Origin of the sequence: Streptodolium elevatio (assembly GCF_040649515.1) — a bacterium.
Taxonomy (GTDB): Bacteria; Actinomycetota; Actinomycetes; order Streptomycetales; family Streptomycetaceae; genus Yinghuangia; species Yinghuangia elevatio.
The window spans coordinates 59,286-74,037 of sequence record NZ_JBEZFP010000016.1; the positions used below are offsets into that span (position 1 = coordinate 59,286).

At 73.7% G+C, this 14,752-nt stretch carries 10 protein-coding genes; 3 read left to right on the forward strand and 7 right to left on the reverse strand.

Annotated features, from left to right (window positions below):
• Positions 1-10 precede the first annotated feature (10 nt).
• The gene (locus AB0C36_RS09045) at positions 11-1,285 is read right to left on the reverse strand and encodes a DUF58 domain-containing protein (protein ID WP_358351461.1); all 1,275 of its coding nucleotides are present in this window, start codon (positions 1,283-1,285) and stop codon (positions 11-13) included.
• Complete coding sequence (locus AB0C36_RS09050) at positions 1,282-3,831, reverse strand: fibronectin type III domain-containing protein (RefSeq protein ID WP_358351464.1); 2,550 nt, start codon at positions 3,829-3,831, stop codon at positions 1,282-1,284. Before AB0C36_RS09050 ends, AB0C36_RS09045 begins: the two co-directional genes overlap by 4 nt.
• A 258-nt stretch (positions 3,832-4,089) precedes the next feature.
• Here AB0C36_RS09050 and AB0C36_RS09055 point away from each other — a divergent pair, with 258 nt between their 5' ends.
• Positions 4,090-4,710 (forward strand): DUF6668 family protein, encoded by a 621-nt coding sequence (locus tag AB0C36_RS09055; RefSeq protein ID WP_358351467.1) that lies wholly within the window; start codon positions 4,090-4,092, stop codon positions 4,708-4,710.
• Positions 4,711-4,858: 148 nt separating this feature from the next.
• On the opposite strand, the gene AB0C36_RS09060 is transcribed toward AB0C36_RS09055, so the two are convergent.
• Both AB0C36_RS09060 and AB0C36_RS09065 read right to left on the reverse strand, forming a co-directional pair.
• On the reverse strand, positions 4,859-5,743 hold the full coding sequence (locus tag AB0C36_RS09060; RefSeq protein WP_358351469.1) for an AraC family transcriptional regulator: 885 nt from the start codon (positions 5,741-5,743) through the stop codon (positions 4,859-4,861).
• A 176-nt stretch (positions 5,744-5,919) separates the two neighbouring features.
• Positions 5,920-8,799, reverse strand: coding sequence for a helix-turn-helix transcriptional regulator (locus tag AB0C36_RS09065; RefSeq protein WP_358351472.1), 2,880 nt, complete (start codon positions 8,797-8,799; stop codon positions 5,920-5,922).
• 323 nt (positions 8,800-9,122) lie between these two features.
• Between AB0C36_RS09065 and AB0C36_RS09070 the strand changes: the two genes are divergently transcribed.
• The gene (locus AB0C36_RS09070; RefSeq protein ID WP_358351475.1) at positions 9,123-10,214 is read left to right on the forward strand and encodes an AAA family ATPase; all 1,092 of its coding nucleotides are present in this window, start codon (positions 9,123-9,125) and stop codon (positions 10,212-10,214) included.
• A 52-nt stretch (positions 10,215-10,266) separates the two neighbouring features.
• Here AB0C36_RS09070 and AB0C36_RS09075 read toward each other — a convergent pair whose 3' ends face one another.
• The 3 genes from AB0C36_RS09075 to AB0C36_RS09085 form a co-directional block, all read right to left on the reverse strand.
• On the reverse strand, positions 10,267-11,058 hold the full coding sequence (locus tag AB0C36_RS09075) for an SDR family oxidoreductase (RefSeq protein ID WP_358351478.1): 792 nt from the start codon (positions 11,056-11,058) through the stop codon (positions 10,267-10,269).
• A gap of 69 nt (positions 11,059-11,127) precedes the next feature.
• Entirely contained in the window at positions 11,128-12,222 is a 1,095-nt protein-coding gene (locus AB0C36_RS09080) for a phosphotransferase family protein (protein ID WP_358351481.1), read from the reverse strand.
• A gap of 140 nt (positions 12,223-12,362) precedes the next feature.
• Positions 12,363-12,959, reverse strand: coding sequence for a TetR/AcrR family transcriptional regulator (locus AB0C36_RS09085; RefSeq protein ID WP_358351484.1), 597 nt, complete (start codon positions 12,957-12,959; stop codon positions 12,363-12,365).
• 244 nt (positions 12,960-13,203) lie between these two features.
• On the opposite strand from AB0C36_RS09085, the gene AB0C36_RS09090 reads away from it, so the two are divergent.
• Positions 13,204-14,721 (forward strand): APC family permease, encoded by a 1,518-nt coding sequence (locus AB0C36_RS09090; RefSeq protein ID WP_358351486.1) that lies wholly within the window; start codon positions 13,204-13,206, stop codon positions 14,719-14,721.
• Positions 14,722-14,752 lie beyond the last annotated feature (31 nt).

The following is a 14,752-nucleotide window of genomic DNA, read 5'->3' on the forward strand; positions in this document are numbered from 1 at the left end:
TCCCGGCGTGTCAGCGCGGGGGCCGCCATATGGCCGCCACGTCGGCCGGCGTATCGACGGTGATGTGGCGTACCGGTTCACGGGCGGCCCCGCGGGCGGCGTCGAAGGCGGCTGCACGGACGGCACCTGACGCGGGGTCGGACGCCTTCGCCGTGGCGCCGGTCGGTGTCGGAGGCCCGTCGGCGCTGCCCTGGCGGGCGCCGACCCGGACCACCACGACGTGTTCGTAGTCGCGCGCCGCTGCCGCCAGGCGCCTTCCGGCGGTGGGGTCCGCGTGGCCGGTCACCAAGGCCAGCACCCCTTGCGCGGATTCGCGGCGCAGCTCGCCGATCGGGTCGGCCGCGCCCGCGTCGGATCCGTCGGCCAGTCGTACGTCGGTCAGGAACGCCAGCAGTGCGGCGGCGTCGACGCCCCGGCCCGACGCACCGCCCAATCCCGCGCCGCCTGTTCCGGTACGCAGCCGCAGCGGGAAGTTGTGCACGGCGGCGGCGCTGCCCAGCGACGCCGCGACGTCGACGGCCAGTTCGAAGTCGGCGTCAGGACTGCGCCCTTGGTAGGAAGCGGCCCGGCAGTCGAGCAGCACGGTGGTGACCGGCAGGCTCACGTCGGCCATTTGACGCACCATCAGCCGACCGGTGCGGGCGGTCGCCCGCCAGTGCACACGGCGCAGATCGTCGCCCTGCGTGTAGTCGCGCAGCGCGTGGAACGTCGTCGTGCCGGTGTCCGCCGTATCGGACGTCGGGCCTTCGAGGTGGTGTTCGCGCCCGGAGGGCGGTAGTTGGGTACGGGTGACGCGGGGCTGCACGAGGAGCGTCGCCGCCGCGCCGATGGGGATGGTGCGGTGGGCCAGGCCGAACAGGTCGCGGCGGACCAGGTGCAGCGGGCCGACGGGGATGCGGCCGCGGCGGGCGGTGGGCAGGACGTACCGTGCGGTCACGGTCGCGCCCGGGGCCAGCACGGGGAGGCGTACCGAGACGGCGGCACCGTCGCAGTGGTCCTCGACGATCAGGCCGCGGCAGGGGCGGCGGCCCTCGTTGGTCACACCGACCACTCCCCCGGCGGGGTCGCCGCGGGCGACGCGGGCGGGGTTGAGCCTGCGCTCGGCGGTGAGCCGGGGAGCGGACGACGCGTCCGCGAGCGCGACGCCGACGAGCACGAGGCCGGTCAGCCCGAGCGCCGCCGGTTCCGGGTGGCCGGCCGCCCAGCCGCCGCCGAACAGCAGTACCGAGACGGCGAGGACGGACCAGCCCGCGGGTGTCGGGCGTGGCGCGGCGGTGCGGGTCATTCGCACTGCCACAGTTCGGGCGAGAACGTGCCCTGGTCGGAGTTCGGCGTGCGGATGTAGAGGTCCGTGGTCCAGCCCTGGTAGCCGTTCCAGGTCACCTTGTCCCAGACGCTGCTGCGCACGTTGGTGCCGTCGCGCGGGACGGATTCCCCGGTGGTCTGGCAGTGCACGGTGATGGGGCCCGTGTAGCCGGAGGGGATCTGGGCGACGGACCGGGTGCCCGCGACTCCGGGGCCGCTGCGGATGCCGACGGTGACCCCGTCGTTGGCGTTGGGTCCGACGTTGTAGACGCGGCTCGGGGGCCGCAGGTCGGCGACCGCGGTCGCGGCCGGACCGGTGCCGACCTCGTTCGATGCGGTCACCGTGATGTTGTACGACGTGCCGTTCGCAAGTCCGTTGGCCGTGGCGGACGTTCCGGTCGCGGTGGTGCCGCCCGGCGTGCCGCCGGATGCCGCCGACCACGCGACCTTGTAGGTGACCTTGGATCCGCCCGCGTTGGCCGGCGCCTTCCAGCTGACCGTGAACCCGTGGCCGTTGCGTGGCACTTCGGCCTTGACCGAGGTGGGCGCGGAGACCAGGACGCACGGCCGGACCGGCGTCGAGGCGGCCGACGCGAGCTTGGTGGCGCCGAACTCGGCGACGACCTTGAAGCCGTACTCGCGTGCGCAGCCGAGTCCGGTGATGACGAACTGGAAGGGACCGGAGGGCCCGACGGATGCGGGGGTCGCCTTGGCCCCCGCCGGGAGGTCGGCGACCGAATAGCGGTCGGGACGGGCGCCGGGGGAAGCGGCGAACACGAGCGTGATGCGGCCGGGCCCGGACTCCGCCTTGGGCGTACCGGGCGCCTGCGGCCGGGGCGCCGGAGGCGTGGACGGCGGGTTGGACGTCGCAGGTGTCGAGGGCGCGGGCGTCGAAGCCGGGGGCGTCGTCGCGGGCGGCCGCGTGGTGCCCGGCGCGGGCAGCGCGGAGGTGCGCGTCGGCGGCGCGGTCCGCGTCGGCGGGGCCGGTGCGCGGGTCGTCGGGGGGACCACGGGCCGCGTCGTCGGGGCGGGCGGCGGTGCCGGGGGCCGGACCGGCGGCGGCTGCACGGGGGGCGGCTGGACCGGCGGCGCGGGGGCGTTCGTGGGCGGCGGGACGACCGGGGTCTCGGTGACCCATTTGGTGACGGTCACCGCAGGGGCCGGCGGAGTCGGACGCGGCGAAGGCGGTTCGGGGTCGCCGGGCGGTCCGGGCCGGTTCGACCCGCCGGGTGTCGGCGGCGTGCTCGCCGAGGTGGGGCCGGGCGAGCCGGAAGCGGCGTCCGACGAGCCGGGTTCGGGGCGGTCCGAGGTCGTGGACGAAGGGCGGGGCGCGGTCGGGTTCGTGGTCGGCGACGGGGTCTTCTCCGCATCGGAAGGCGCACCCGGCTTGTACTTGTCGACGGGATGCACGGTGCCCCGCGCGTCCACGACCACTGCGGTGGCCTGCGTCTGGTCGTTGGCCCACAGCAGGCCGTCGCGTACGTCGATCTCCAGCGGGCCGGCGCTTCCGGTGACGCGCACGGCGGGAGCGAAGGCGGCCGCGGCCGTGTCGTAGACGATGAGTTGACCGGCCGCGCGATCCGGTACGTACACGCGGTTGCCCAGGACCTCGGGCGCCCCGTAGTCGCTCTGCCCGGCAGTCGTCAGCGGGGCCGCCTGGACCGCGCCGTCGTCGATGTTCAGCAGCACCAACTGCCCCGACGAGGTCGCCAGGATGGGCAGCAGGGGTCCTTCGGTGCGCTCCGGGATCCGCACTGATTCGGGGGCGGCCTTGGCCACCGCGTCGGGCAGGTTGATGGTGCGCACCGGCCCCTGCGGACCCATCACCTTGACCACACCCGCAGTTGCGTCCGTCACGACGGGCCGGTTGTCGGAGATGGTGAGCCGCAAGGTGTGCCCGGGCTCGGCGATCGGCAGCGGCGCGGTCGGCACGGTCCCCTGGATCCGGACGAGTTGACCGGTCGCCGGAAGCGTCACCCAGAGATTGCCCGACGCGTCCGCCCCGGACGGACCGAGCGGGCGCGACCCCAGGTCGATGGCGCCCGACAAGGGCGCGAGCGACACCGGGTCGATCGGCTGGACCGTTCCGGCGCGCGGGTCCACCAGCCACGCCCGGCCGCCGCCGACCGCCAGGGCCAGGCCGTCCGTTCCGTACGAGCGGGTCTGCGGCACCGCGAGCTGCGCCGGATCGATGCGGCTGACGGTGCCCGTCGCCTGGTCCAGGACGAGGACGACGGAGCCGTCCGTCCCGACCTCGATGGGTCCCTCGCCCGCCCCGGGCAGTTCGACGCGCCCGTCGACCTGTCCGGTGGTCCCGTTCACGTGGACCACGGTGTTCGCCCGCGAACTGGACAGCCAGTTGCCGAGGTCGGCCAGCGAGACCTTCGCCCCGGCCGCGCCGCTCCCCAGCACCACGGACGTCGCCACCAGCGCGAGGACGACGACGAGCGCACCCCAGCCCGCCCATCGGCGCGGCAGACGGGGCACGAAGCGGCCGGCGGGGGACTGCACGGACTGGGGAATCATCGGTGTACTCCGGATCTCCGGCGCCCGCGGGGACGTTCGCCGCGTCTTACTGTGCGCACCGGACCCATGGCAAGGCATGCAAAAACGCGTCGAATGCGCCCGCAGGCACCGACTTTGGGCGGCCGATGGAAATACGCGTCATATTCCGGGGAAGTGAACGTGCGGCGTTCTGCGAGCGGGTTCACGGGCCTAACCTGAATGCGCGTCAATGCCGTTGCCGCGAATGCGCGCACAACGCCGCGGCCAGGAAGGAACGCGATGAACTCCGGCAGGCTGCCGAACCCGTGGCTGCCGCGCCCGGACCCGGTCGGCGAACCGGTCCCGCCCGCGGACAGCGGCGCCGGGACGCGCTTCACGCCGGTACGGCCGCAGGCGGGGCTTGCCGCCGAACCGGCGTCGGACGGCCCCGCCTTCCGGTCGGTGCCGGCCGACGCCCCGAACCCGCCCTGGTGGTGGGTGGGTTGCCACGGCGGCGCGGGTGTGTCGACGCTCGCCGCGGCGGTGCCGGGCGGGCGGGACGCCGAGCGCGCCTGGCCGTTGCCGCCCGCCCGGCGTACGAGCAGGGTCGTCCTGGTCGCCCGCACCAATTCCGACGGTCTGCACGCCGCACAGGACGCTGCCCGGCAGTGGGCGGCCGGTCGGGTGCCGGGCGTCTCGGTGCTGGGGCTGGTGGCCGTGGCGGATGTGCCCGGGCGCCTTCCCCGGTCGCTCGCGGCGCTTCTGCATCTGGTCGGCGGGGGCGTGCCGCGACTGTGGGTGGTCCCGTGGATCGAGGCCCTGCGCCTGGGCCGTCCACCGACTGGGACTATGCCGAAGGGGCTGCGCATTCTGGCGGACGAACTCGGCCCGCTGAGAGTGGAGTTGTCGGCGGGTGACTGACAGCGCCTCGGGGGCGGGCGCCTCGGGCCGGGCCCCCGGAGCGGGCACCGCGCGCACGAGTACGGCCGGGACCCGCCCCCAGCCTGTGGGGCGGTTCCCGGCCGTGGCGCGGCGAATGTTGCTCATCCGCCGTGGTCGGCGATCCGCGTCAAGCGGCGCGTTTTGGACCGTGCTCCGCGCTCGGCGGGCACTTCGGTAGCGGCGCCGCGGCGCGGGCGAACGTGTAGGGGGTCACCCCCAGGGTGTCGGCGAAGTCGCGGGCGAAATGCGAGTCGTCGAAGTATCCGAACTCGGCGGCCAGTTCGCTCCACTTGTCGGGCGCGTTGCGCTCCAGCCGGGCGGCGGCGTGGTGGATGCGGGAGCGCCGCAGCAACCACTTGGGGTTGACGCCGAGTTGGTGCAGGAAAAGGCGCTGCACCGTGCGGATCGACAGGTGGAACTCGTCGGTGAGGTGGGTGACGCGGTTGATCGTGCCGTCGTTGCGGATGCGGTCGATCATCGCGCCGATGCGGTCGCGGTCGCGGCTGTCGGCGCACACCCGGTGGCCGCGCAGGTTCCGCTCGAAGGCGGCCTTGAAGGCCGGCAGGCCGTCGCGTACGGCTGCCCGCAGGTCGGTGTCGAGTCGGTGCGCGCGCAGGCCCCAATCGGTCTGGGCGAGCAGGCGCACGCTGTCGGTGTGCTCGGCGGCGTCGCCGCCGATGAGCCCGACGGCGGCGCCCGGCCGCAGCGCGGCACCGTAGAAGGCGCCGCTCCCCGCGACCGGCGTCGTGTGGCGGTTGCGCAGGATGCCGTGGAAGATCAGGCGGTTGCCGTGCAGGACGACGTTGGGCTCGGGGAAGCGCAGGGACACCACGGTGGCGTTCAGCGCACCTGGGCGCACGGCCCAACGGGTCACCCAGAATCTGTCCACGACGTGGGCGAATTGCGGACTGGGGCGAAGAGACTCGGCGGTGACGTCGACGCCCGACGCCCCGATGACTCCGAGGGCGGGGTCCGTCCACCATTGCGTATCGGACGGGAATGAGCGGCGCATGGGAGTCTCCCAATTGCTGGACAATTGCTGGAGAGTCGGTCGACCGGACGGACCGGCACCAGGGGGGCGGTGCGTCCTGTCGGTCGATGGGGGGTGCGTTGTCCACTCTGCGCCGGACGCGCCGCGGAAACCTGACCCAGGTGGCGTATTCCTACGGCCGGTGCTCGGCCGCGTTCCTACGTCCGGTGCTCGGACAGACCGAGGGCGGCGAGTTCGGTACGGTTGCCGACCCCGAGCTTGGCGAAGACGTGTGCAAGGTGGCTCTTGACCGTGCCGCGCGCGATGAACAGTTCGGTTGCGATGTCCGCGTTCGAGAAGCCGCGCGCGGCCAGCCGGGCGACGTTGAGCTGCATGGGGGTGAGGCTTTCCGGCCCGATCACGGGTCTGCCTCGGCTGCCCCGGCCGCGGGCGGCGAACTCGGCGAGCTGCCGGAGGGCGACCGACCCCGGCTCGACGGCATGCATCCGCGGATCCGGGACACCTGCCCACGCTTCCGCGAACTCGACGTCCCACCAAGCTTTTTCCTCAGGGAAGCGGACCAGGGACCGTTCCACGCGGGCGGCGCGCACGCCGGAGAAGAGCCGTACCGCGCGGTCGTGGCGGCCGCGGCGGGCCGCGAGGACGGCAAGCGTTTCGAGGACGTCGACGGTGTCCACCCACCAGTCGTTGTCCACCCCCGCGGCAAGGGCCGCGTGGGCGTACGCCTCGGCGTCGGCCAGGTCACCGCGCAGCAGTGCGGCGCGGGCGAGTCCGCGGTCGGCGACGGCCTGCGCGCGGCGGTTGCCGAGGCGTTCCGCGACGCACGACAGGTGGCCGGCCTCCTCGACCGCGGCCGCGGCGTCTCCCTCCGCCAGGGCGGCCAACATGCGCAGTTCCTGCGCGTGCCAGGCGAGGTATCCCGCCCCGTCGCGCTCACGCCGGAACACGGCGGCGGCGATGTCGTGTGTGGTGGCCGGGTTGCCCAGTGCCAGTTCGGCGGCGGCGAGGGCGAGTTGCAGGACGCCGTTGCCCCACCGCACGACGTTGCCCTGGGAGCGCGCGAGTTCGGCGAGCACCGCCCGCCTGGCCTCGTGCGGATCCCCGGCCATGACCTCGACCAGAGCGCGGGCCTCGACCGCGGCGTTGCCGAGCAGGAGGTCGGAGCCGGCCGCCAAGGCCGCCGCCTGGTCGGCGAGTTCACGGGCGGCGGGCAGGTCGCCGGCCAGCCTGGCCTGATGGGAGCGTCCCCAGATGGCCCAGAAGCGCCCCGCGTCGAAGCCGCTTCGGCGGAAGGCCGGTTCGCCGCGGTCGGCGATCTCGGCCATGCGCGGGTAGTCGTCCTGCCACACGTAGCTGGTCGACAGTGAGCTGTACGCGTCGGCCAGCGCGACCACGTCACCCGCGTCCCGGGCGACGGCGACCGCGCGTTCGAGCAGCGGCTGCCCGGCGGTGGGCCGCATCATCATGGTCGCCGTGCCGACCCGGTTGAGTGCGTGGGCGTGCGCCCGTTCGTCGCCGACGCGCTCGGCCATGGCGATCGCCGACGTCGCGTCGTCCATGGAGCTGTCCAGGTCGCCGATCCAGAAGACCAGCATCGCGCGCATGGCGAGGACCCGGGCGCGGGCCCAGTGGTCGGTGTCCGGGGTGGTGTCCAGCACCCGGCCGAGGACCCGGACGCCTTCCGCGTACCGCCCCTTGACGCGCCAGTACGAGCCGAGGGCGGCCCCGATCCGCAGCGCGTCCTGGTGGCCCGCGTGCGCGGCGTGCTCCAGCGCGGCCCGCAGGTTCGGGGCCTCCTGGTCCAGGCGCGCCCGCCCGTCCGGGTCGAAGGCCCACATCTCGTCGTCGGCGCGTTCGGCGACCGCGAGGAACCATGCGCGGTGCCGGGCGGCCGCCCCGTCCGGGCCGTACACCTGCTGGTGTGCCGCGTGGTGCTCGGCGGCGTACTGGCGGATGGGGGTCAGCATGCGGTACCGCGTCTCGCGGGCGTGTTGGGCGACGTCGACCAGCGACTTGTCGATGAGCGCCATGAGGTGTTCGCGCAGGGCGTCGGGCGGCATCCTCCCGTCCACGCACACGTACTCGGCCGCGGCCAGCGTCCAGCCGCCCTCGAACACCGACAGCCGCCGGAACAGCGCGGCCTCCTCGGCGGTCAGCAGCGCGTGGCTCCAGTCCAGCGAACGCCGCATGGTGCTGTGCCGGGCGTCACCGCCGACCGGCAGCGGCGTGGCCACGGCTCCGGGGACCGGGGCGCCCACGCCGGAGACGAGTGCGGGCACGCTGCGCTCCAGGCCGGCGGCGATGCGGCACGGCGACGTGACGCGGCCGCGGGCGGCGGCGAGTTCGATCGCCAACGGGATGCCGTCGAGTTCGTGGACGATGTGTTCGACGGCCGCGCGGGCGGCGTCGGCGCAGGAGTCCGGGCCGCCGGCGTCGCCCGCCCGGTCCAGGAACAGGCGGGCGGCGTCGGACGGGGGTACGTCGTCCGGTGCGGTCCCGGTCGGCTCGTCCAGCCGCGTCGGCAGCGGCGGAACTTGCCACACCGCTTCCCCCGGCAGGCCCAGCGGTTCCCGGCTGGTGGCCAGCACCCGCAGCTCGGGGCAGCCCTCCAGCAGCGATTCGACGACGTGCCCGGCCGCCTCGGTCAGGTGCTCGCAGTTGTCGAGGATCAACAGGCCCGGCTGGTCCCCGACATGGTCGATGACGGCGTTGATCGGCGGACGCCCGCCGTGCGCGCCGATCGCCGCGGCGTCGAGCACGGCGGCGGGGACGAGGTGCGGCTCGGTGACGTTGGCGAGGGGCGCGAAGACCGGGCCGAACACCGGCGCGGCCGGAGCGACGGCGGCGCGCGGGGTGGGCACCGGACGCGTCCAGGGCGCCTCCGGCGTCTGCCAGCGGGCGGCCGCGCGTACCGCGAGGCGCGTCTTCCCGATGCCACCGGGGCCCACCAGCGTCACCAGGCGGCGCGGCCCGCGCAGGGCCGCGCCGAGCGCGGAGAGCTCGGCCTCGCGTCCGATGAACGCGGTGGTCGGCTCCGGAAGCCCGGTGACGCCGAGCACCGTCGTGTTGTCCGCCATAGGTTCGTCCCACCACCCAAGGGCACGACGGCGGCCGGCAGTCCGGCGCAGCCCTGTACCCGTGCTCGAACCGCACACCTGCCGGCCCGGCTCGGGGCCCGGCGCGATGTGCGACACCGGTCGGCCTTGGAGGACGACGGCACCCGCCGGGCGGTTCGGGACATCGCGGATGTCGAGGGACTTCCCGCAGTTCAGGGGCACTTCGGCAACCTGGCGCGGGTACTTGGAGCTCTGTATGGGGACGTGTCCCGAAGGCTCGGAGGCGGTGGCAAAGCGCCGTGTTTTTCCGCGACTTCGCCGGCGAGCGGAGCGACGATCACAGAGTGAGCCTCTCGTCGTCGTCCGCTCCCGTTCCGGCCCCGGTCCCGCCGACCGGCCCCGCGTCCGAGCCCTTTCCCGACGGATCCCCCGGTGCCTCGGCGCTCCCGTTGTTCCGCGAGTGCTTCCAGGCCCTGGGCGACAACATCGAGCGTGTCGTGAAGGGCAAGCGCGAGGTCGTCGACTTGGCCCTCACCGCGTTGTTCGCCGAAGGGCACCTGCTGCTGGAGGACGTGCCGGGAACCGGGAAGACGACGCTGGCCCGGGCGCTGGCCGCGTCGCTCGGAGCGGACTGCCGCCGCATCCAGTTCACGCCCGACCTGCTGCCCTCGGACATCACCGGGGTCTCGGTGTTCCGGCCGCAGTCCGGCGACTTCGTGTTCATGCCCGGACCGGTCCTGACCAACATCGTCATCGCCGACGAGATCAACCGCGCGTCGCCGAAGACGCAGTCCGCGCTGCTGGAGGTGATGGAGGAGGGCCGGGTCACGGTCGACGGGACGGCGCACGCCGTACCGCGGCCGTTCATCGTGGTGGCGACGCAGAACCCGGTCGACATGGCCGGCACCTATCCGCTCCCCGAGGCGCAGCTCGACCGCTTCCTGATGCGCCTGTCGCTCGGGTATCCGGACCATGTGTCGGAAGTGGACGTGGCGTGCGGGGACTCCGGGTCGGCGGCGGTCGACCGCCTGCCGGTGATCGCCACCGCGCACCACGTCGCCGAGTTCACCGACTTCGTCCGTTCGACGGTCGCGGTCGCCCGGCCGGTGGGCGACTACGCGGTACGCCTCGCCGCCGCCACGCGGGGGTCCCCGCACGTCCGGCTCGGGGCCGGGCCCCGGGGCAGCGTCGCGCTGGTCCGGGCGGCGCGCGTGCGGGCGGCCGCCGCGGGGCGGGCGTACGCGGTGCCCGACGACGTCAAGGCCCTGGCCGGCCCGGTCCTGACCCACCGGCTCCTGCTCACCCCGGACGCCGAACTCGCCGGCGCCGGGGCGGCGGACGTCGTGGCCGAAGCCCTGGCGACGGTGCCCGCCCCGCGGCCGCTCCACGACGCGTCGGAGGGCGACGGGTCGCGTCGTACCGCCGCCAAGCGCTGACGCCGGGCGGCGGCCGCCGACCGGCCGCGCTGACGGCCGAGGGCCGCCGCGGTCACCCGGCGGCGGCTCCGGGCAGGGGCAGGACGTCGAAGTCGTGCATGCAGACGGGCGCCGTCAGGGCGTTCAGAATGCCGGCGGCGGCATCGTCCACGCTCATCCAGCCGGGCCCGTTGTCGTAGAGGTAGCCGCGGTTCTCCCAGACGCCGGCCAGCTCGCCCAGCAAGTCCCGGTCCCATTCGGCGTGTACGCCGGTGCCCAGCACGGGCCCCACCCCGGCGGAGGCGAAGCACATGCCGGCGTGCTCGGCCCGCCACGCGCGCACCATCTCCTCCAGCGCGGCCTTGCTGGCGTCGTACGGCCCCATGCCCGGCAGCGGACGCCCGACCGCGGACGCCGAGAGGAACACCGCGCGACCCCGCGACTCCTCCAGGTGGGGCAGCACGGCCCGGCAGACGAGCGAGGCGCCGACGACGTTCGTGGCGAGGACGCGTCCCCACAGGTCCGCGTCGGCGTCGGCCATCCGTACCAGCGGATCGACGCCGGTCGCGTAGACCAGGGCGTCGAGTCCGCCGAGTTCGTCGCCGATGCGGGCGGCGAGTGCGTCGATCGACGTCTGGTCAAGGACGTCGCAGGTGACCGGTATCGCGTCGGGGCCGGCCTCGTCGGCGGCCTCGGCCAGCAACTCGGCGCGGCGGGCGGCCAGGACGACCCGGGCGCCGGCCTGGGCGGCGTGCCGGGCGAGGGCCCGTCCGATGCCGGACGACGCGCCGACGACCAGGACCCGGCGGTCGTGCAGCGGTGCCTTGCCGTCCGTCGCGCGGTCGGCTGCCTCGGAATGCTCCATGACGTTCTTCCTCCATGTGCTCTTTCCGGCCGCCCGCTCGGGTTCGGGCGCGGCAGCCGGGTTGCCCGACTACTCCTGCGCGTCGAGCAGTTGGGCCAGGCAGGCGGACGCCGGGTTGTCCCGCCAGATGGTGCGTCCGGGCGGCATGAGGCCGCGGTCCTCGGCGCGGTTCATCGCGCGTATGACGATGACCGTGTAGCGCATTGCGGCCAGCACCTCCCAGACGTGGGTCTCGGCGACGTCGCGGCCGGAGTGGGCGGCGTAGGCGGCGCGTTGCTCCTCGCGGGTGGGCTCGCCGGGCAGCCGGGGGACGCCGATCGCCTCGTGCGACGCACGGTCGAACATGAGCCACCAGCCGAGGTCCAGCTCGGGCGCGGCGATCGCGGCGGCCTCGAAGTCGGTGACGCAGACGCACCGGAAGTCGCGCCAGATCATGTTGCCGGGGCGGGCGTCGCCCCACGAGAAGGCGTCCGGCGCGCAGGCGGCGGACGCGGCCGGGAGCCGTTCGCGCAGCCAGGCACGGGCCTGGTCGAGCACCGGATGCTCGCGGCCGCGCAGTTCCTTGTCCGCGCAGTCCTCCCAGATCCGGAACTGCGTCACCGGGGAAGGTGTCTCGGCCTCGGGCACCAGCCATTCGAGTCCGGCCGCGCGCCAGTCGAGGGTGTGGAGTGCGGCGAGCACGCGCAGCCCGTCGTCGATCATCGCGGTGCGCTGCTCGGGGGCGGCGTCCCGGAAGAAGCCCTCGACCGGGTACGGCGGGTTCTCGACGGGGACCTGTCCGGCGACGAACTCCATGAGGAAGAACGGCGCGCCGAGCGGCCTCGGGTCGGGGTTGTAGCCCAGCAGTCCGGCGAGGGGGATGTCGGCGCCGCTGCCGTGCAGGGCCGACATCACCCGGTACTGGAAGTCGATCTCGACGTCGAACCCGGGGACTTGCTGCGGGTACATCGCCGGGCCGGTGCTCTCCCGGCGCAGCACGAGGGGGTGCGCGGTGCGCGCGCCGGCCTCGGTCCAGGTCGCGGTGCAGAAGACCGTGTCGGCGGAGAACCCGCTCCCGCTGGGCCGCCGTACGTCGGAGACCACGACGTCGCCGGCGTTCGGCCGCACGGCGGTGAACCAGTCGGCCAGGGCATCGGCAAGGACCGAGTCGTCGGACACCGTCAAGATTGACTCCAGGGGATGCGCCGGGTGGGCAAGCGGCCCTGGCAGGGCCGATGCAGGGCACATCGTGATCCCGTTAGTGGATGAAGTCAAGCATGTTGTGTCCGCCCCGACCCCCGGAAAAGGCCCGGCGCCGGCCCGTGTCAGCCCAGCCGGTGACCCGTCACCGCCGACGCGAACGACCGCACCGCACCGATGACTTCGGCACGGGTACGGCGCCCCGCGAGGATCTCCATCTGGTAGCCGTCCTCCAGCGCCACGAAACTCGCCGCGAGCATCCTCGGCGGATCGGTGAGCGTGAACGTGCCCTGCGCCTGCCCGAGGATCAGCACGCCGTAGTAGACCGCCGCCTGACGCTCCATCAGCACACTGTCGAGGGCCGCCGCCTTGGGGTCGCGGAGGCTGCGCGGCCAGAACTCGAAGAGCATCCGCACGAGGCGGTCGTCGGGCCCGGACGCGACGCCGGACTCGATGCAGATGCGCAGGCGCTCGGCGGCGTCCTCGACGCCCTCGACGGCCGCCTCGCGGGCGCCGCAGAAGCGCTCCATGGCCTGCTGGAAGGTCTCGTACATCAGCGCGTCGAGGTCTTCGTAGTAGTACAGGACCGCCGCCGGGGTGACCCCGGCCTCCTCCGCGACGTCCCGCAGCCGCAGGCCCTCCAGCCCGCGGCTCACCAGCGCCCGCTGGGCGGCCTCGCCGAGCTGCGCGCGCCGCCCGTCCTGGTCCTTGCGCCGTGCCACCGCGCCCCGACCTCCTTGTCCGCCTGAGCCCGCCCGAGTCCACTTGAACCCATTTGTGTCTATTTGGTCCCGCTTGGGTCCACGTGGGTCCGCCCGGGCCGTGCCGGGGTTCGCCACGAGGGGTCCTGCCCATTCCCTGAAGTTGACCACAACGATACATAGCCCCCTCTTGACGGGATCCTCACAGGTTCCTTAAATGCTCGTTTAAAGAAACTCTCGTTTAAAGAATCCCTCAGGAGGCGCTGTGATCACCGACCCGGTACGCGACGATCCGCCGCCGCACCCGTCCCCCGGCACCGGCCCGGCCCTGTCCGACAAGGGGCTGCGTACCGGGTCGGTCGGGCTCGCCGCCTCCGTCGCGCTCGGGCTGTCGTCGGTCGCCCCGGCGTACAGCATCGCCGTCACGCTCGGCTTCGTGACGCTCGTCGCGGGCGACTTCGCGCCGGCCGCGCTGCTGCTGGGGTTCGTCCCGATCCTGCTCACCGCGTTCGCGTTCCGCGAGCTGAACCGGGAGATGCCGGACTGCGGCACGACCTTCGTCTGGAACACCCGGACGTTCGGGCCGTTCGCCGGGTGGCTCGCGGGGGGCTGGGTCGTGCAGTGCGCGACGGTGATCGCGATGACGGCGTTGTCCCAGGTCGGCTCGACGTACCTGCTCGACTTCCTGGGCCTGCACTCGCTCGCCGACGACAGCCTCGCGGTCACCGTGACGGCGGCGGTCGTGCTGGCGCTGGTGACGGCCGTCGCCTACCGGGGCATCCAGCTCGCCGCGGTGGTGCAGTACCTGCTGCTCGGACTCCAGCTCATCGCCCTGGCCGGCTTCGGTATAGCCGCCTTCGCGCGCGACGGCGCGGCGGCGCCGTCGCTGTCGTGGCTGAACCCGTTCGGCTTCGACGGCACCGGCGCCTTCTCCGAGGCCGTGCTGCTGTGCCTGTACATCTACTGGGGGTGGGACGCGCTGATCACGGTCAACGAGGAGACCACCGACAAGTCCCGGATTCCGGGGCAGGCCGCGGTCATCTCCACGCTGGTGCTGCTCGCGACGTACCTGTTCACCGCCTTCGCGGCGATCTCGTTCGCGGGCACCGGCACCGAGGGCCTGGGGCTCGGCAGCGCGGACAACGCCTCAGACGTCCTGGCCACCCTCGGGTCGCCCGTCGTCGGGGAGTCCTTCGCCAAGGTCGTGGAGCTCGCGGTCTGCGTCTCGGCCATCTCGGCACTGCTGACCTGCGTGGTCGGCAGCTCGCGCGCCACCCTGTCGATGTCGGCACACGGCGCGCTGCCGAAGTCGTTCGCCCGCGTGCACCCGCGCTTCCGCACCCCGACCACCGGCACCGTCTTCTTCGGCGCCGCGGCGGCGGCCACCCTCGCCGCGCTCACGCTGCTCTCCGAGGACTTCCTCGGCGACGCGATCCTGTGCATCGGGCTGCTCATCGCGTTCTACTACGGCGTGACCGGCCTCGCCTGCGCGTGGCACTTCCGGCGTACGCTGCGCGACTCGACGCGCAACCTGCTCCTGCGCGGCGTCCTCCCGGTGGTCGGCGGCCTGATGATGCTCGCCGCCTTCACCCGCAGCGCGTACGACATGTTCGACCCCGACTACGGCTACACCTCGCTCGGCGGTGTGGGCGGCGTCTTCATCCTCGGCATCGGCACGATCCTGCTCGGCGCCGCCGCGGCGCTGTTCGCCCGGACCCGCTACCCCGGCTTCTTCCGCGACGGACGCCGCACCGTCACCGAAGTCACCGTCACCGACGAGTAGACCGGCCCCGGTCCCCTGCCCCGGGAACCCG

Coding starts and splice junctions, on each gene's coding strand:
- AB0C36_RS09045 (WP_358351461.1), bottom strand. CDS start 1,285: ATGACCCGCACCGCCGCGCCACGCCCGACACCCGCGGGCTGGTCCGTC.
- AB0C36_RS09050 (WP_358351464.1), bottom strand. CDS start 3,831: ATGATTCCCCAGTCCGTGCAGTCCCCCGCCGGCCGCTTCGTGCCCCGT.
- AB0C36_RS09055 (WP_358351467.1), top strand. CDS start 4,090: ATGAACTCCGGCAGGCTGCCGAACCCGTGGCTGCCGCGCCCGGACCCG.
- AB0C36_RS09060 (WP_358351469.1), bottom strand. CDS start 5,743: ATGCGCCGCTCATTCCCGTCCGATACGCAATGGTGGACGGACCCCGCC.
- AB0C36_RS09065 (WP_358351472.1), bottom strand. CDS start 8,799: ATGGCGGACAACACGACGGTGCTCGGCGTCACCGGGCTTCCGGAGCCG.
- AB0C36_RS09075 (WP_358351478.1), bottom strand. CDS start 11,058: ATGGAGCATTCCGAGGCAGCCGACCGCGCGACGGACGGCAAGGCACCG.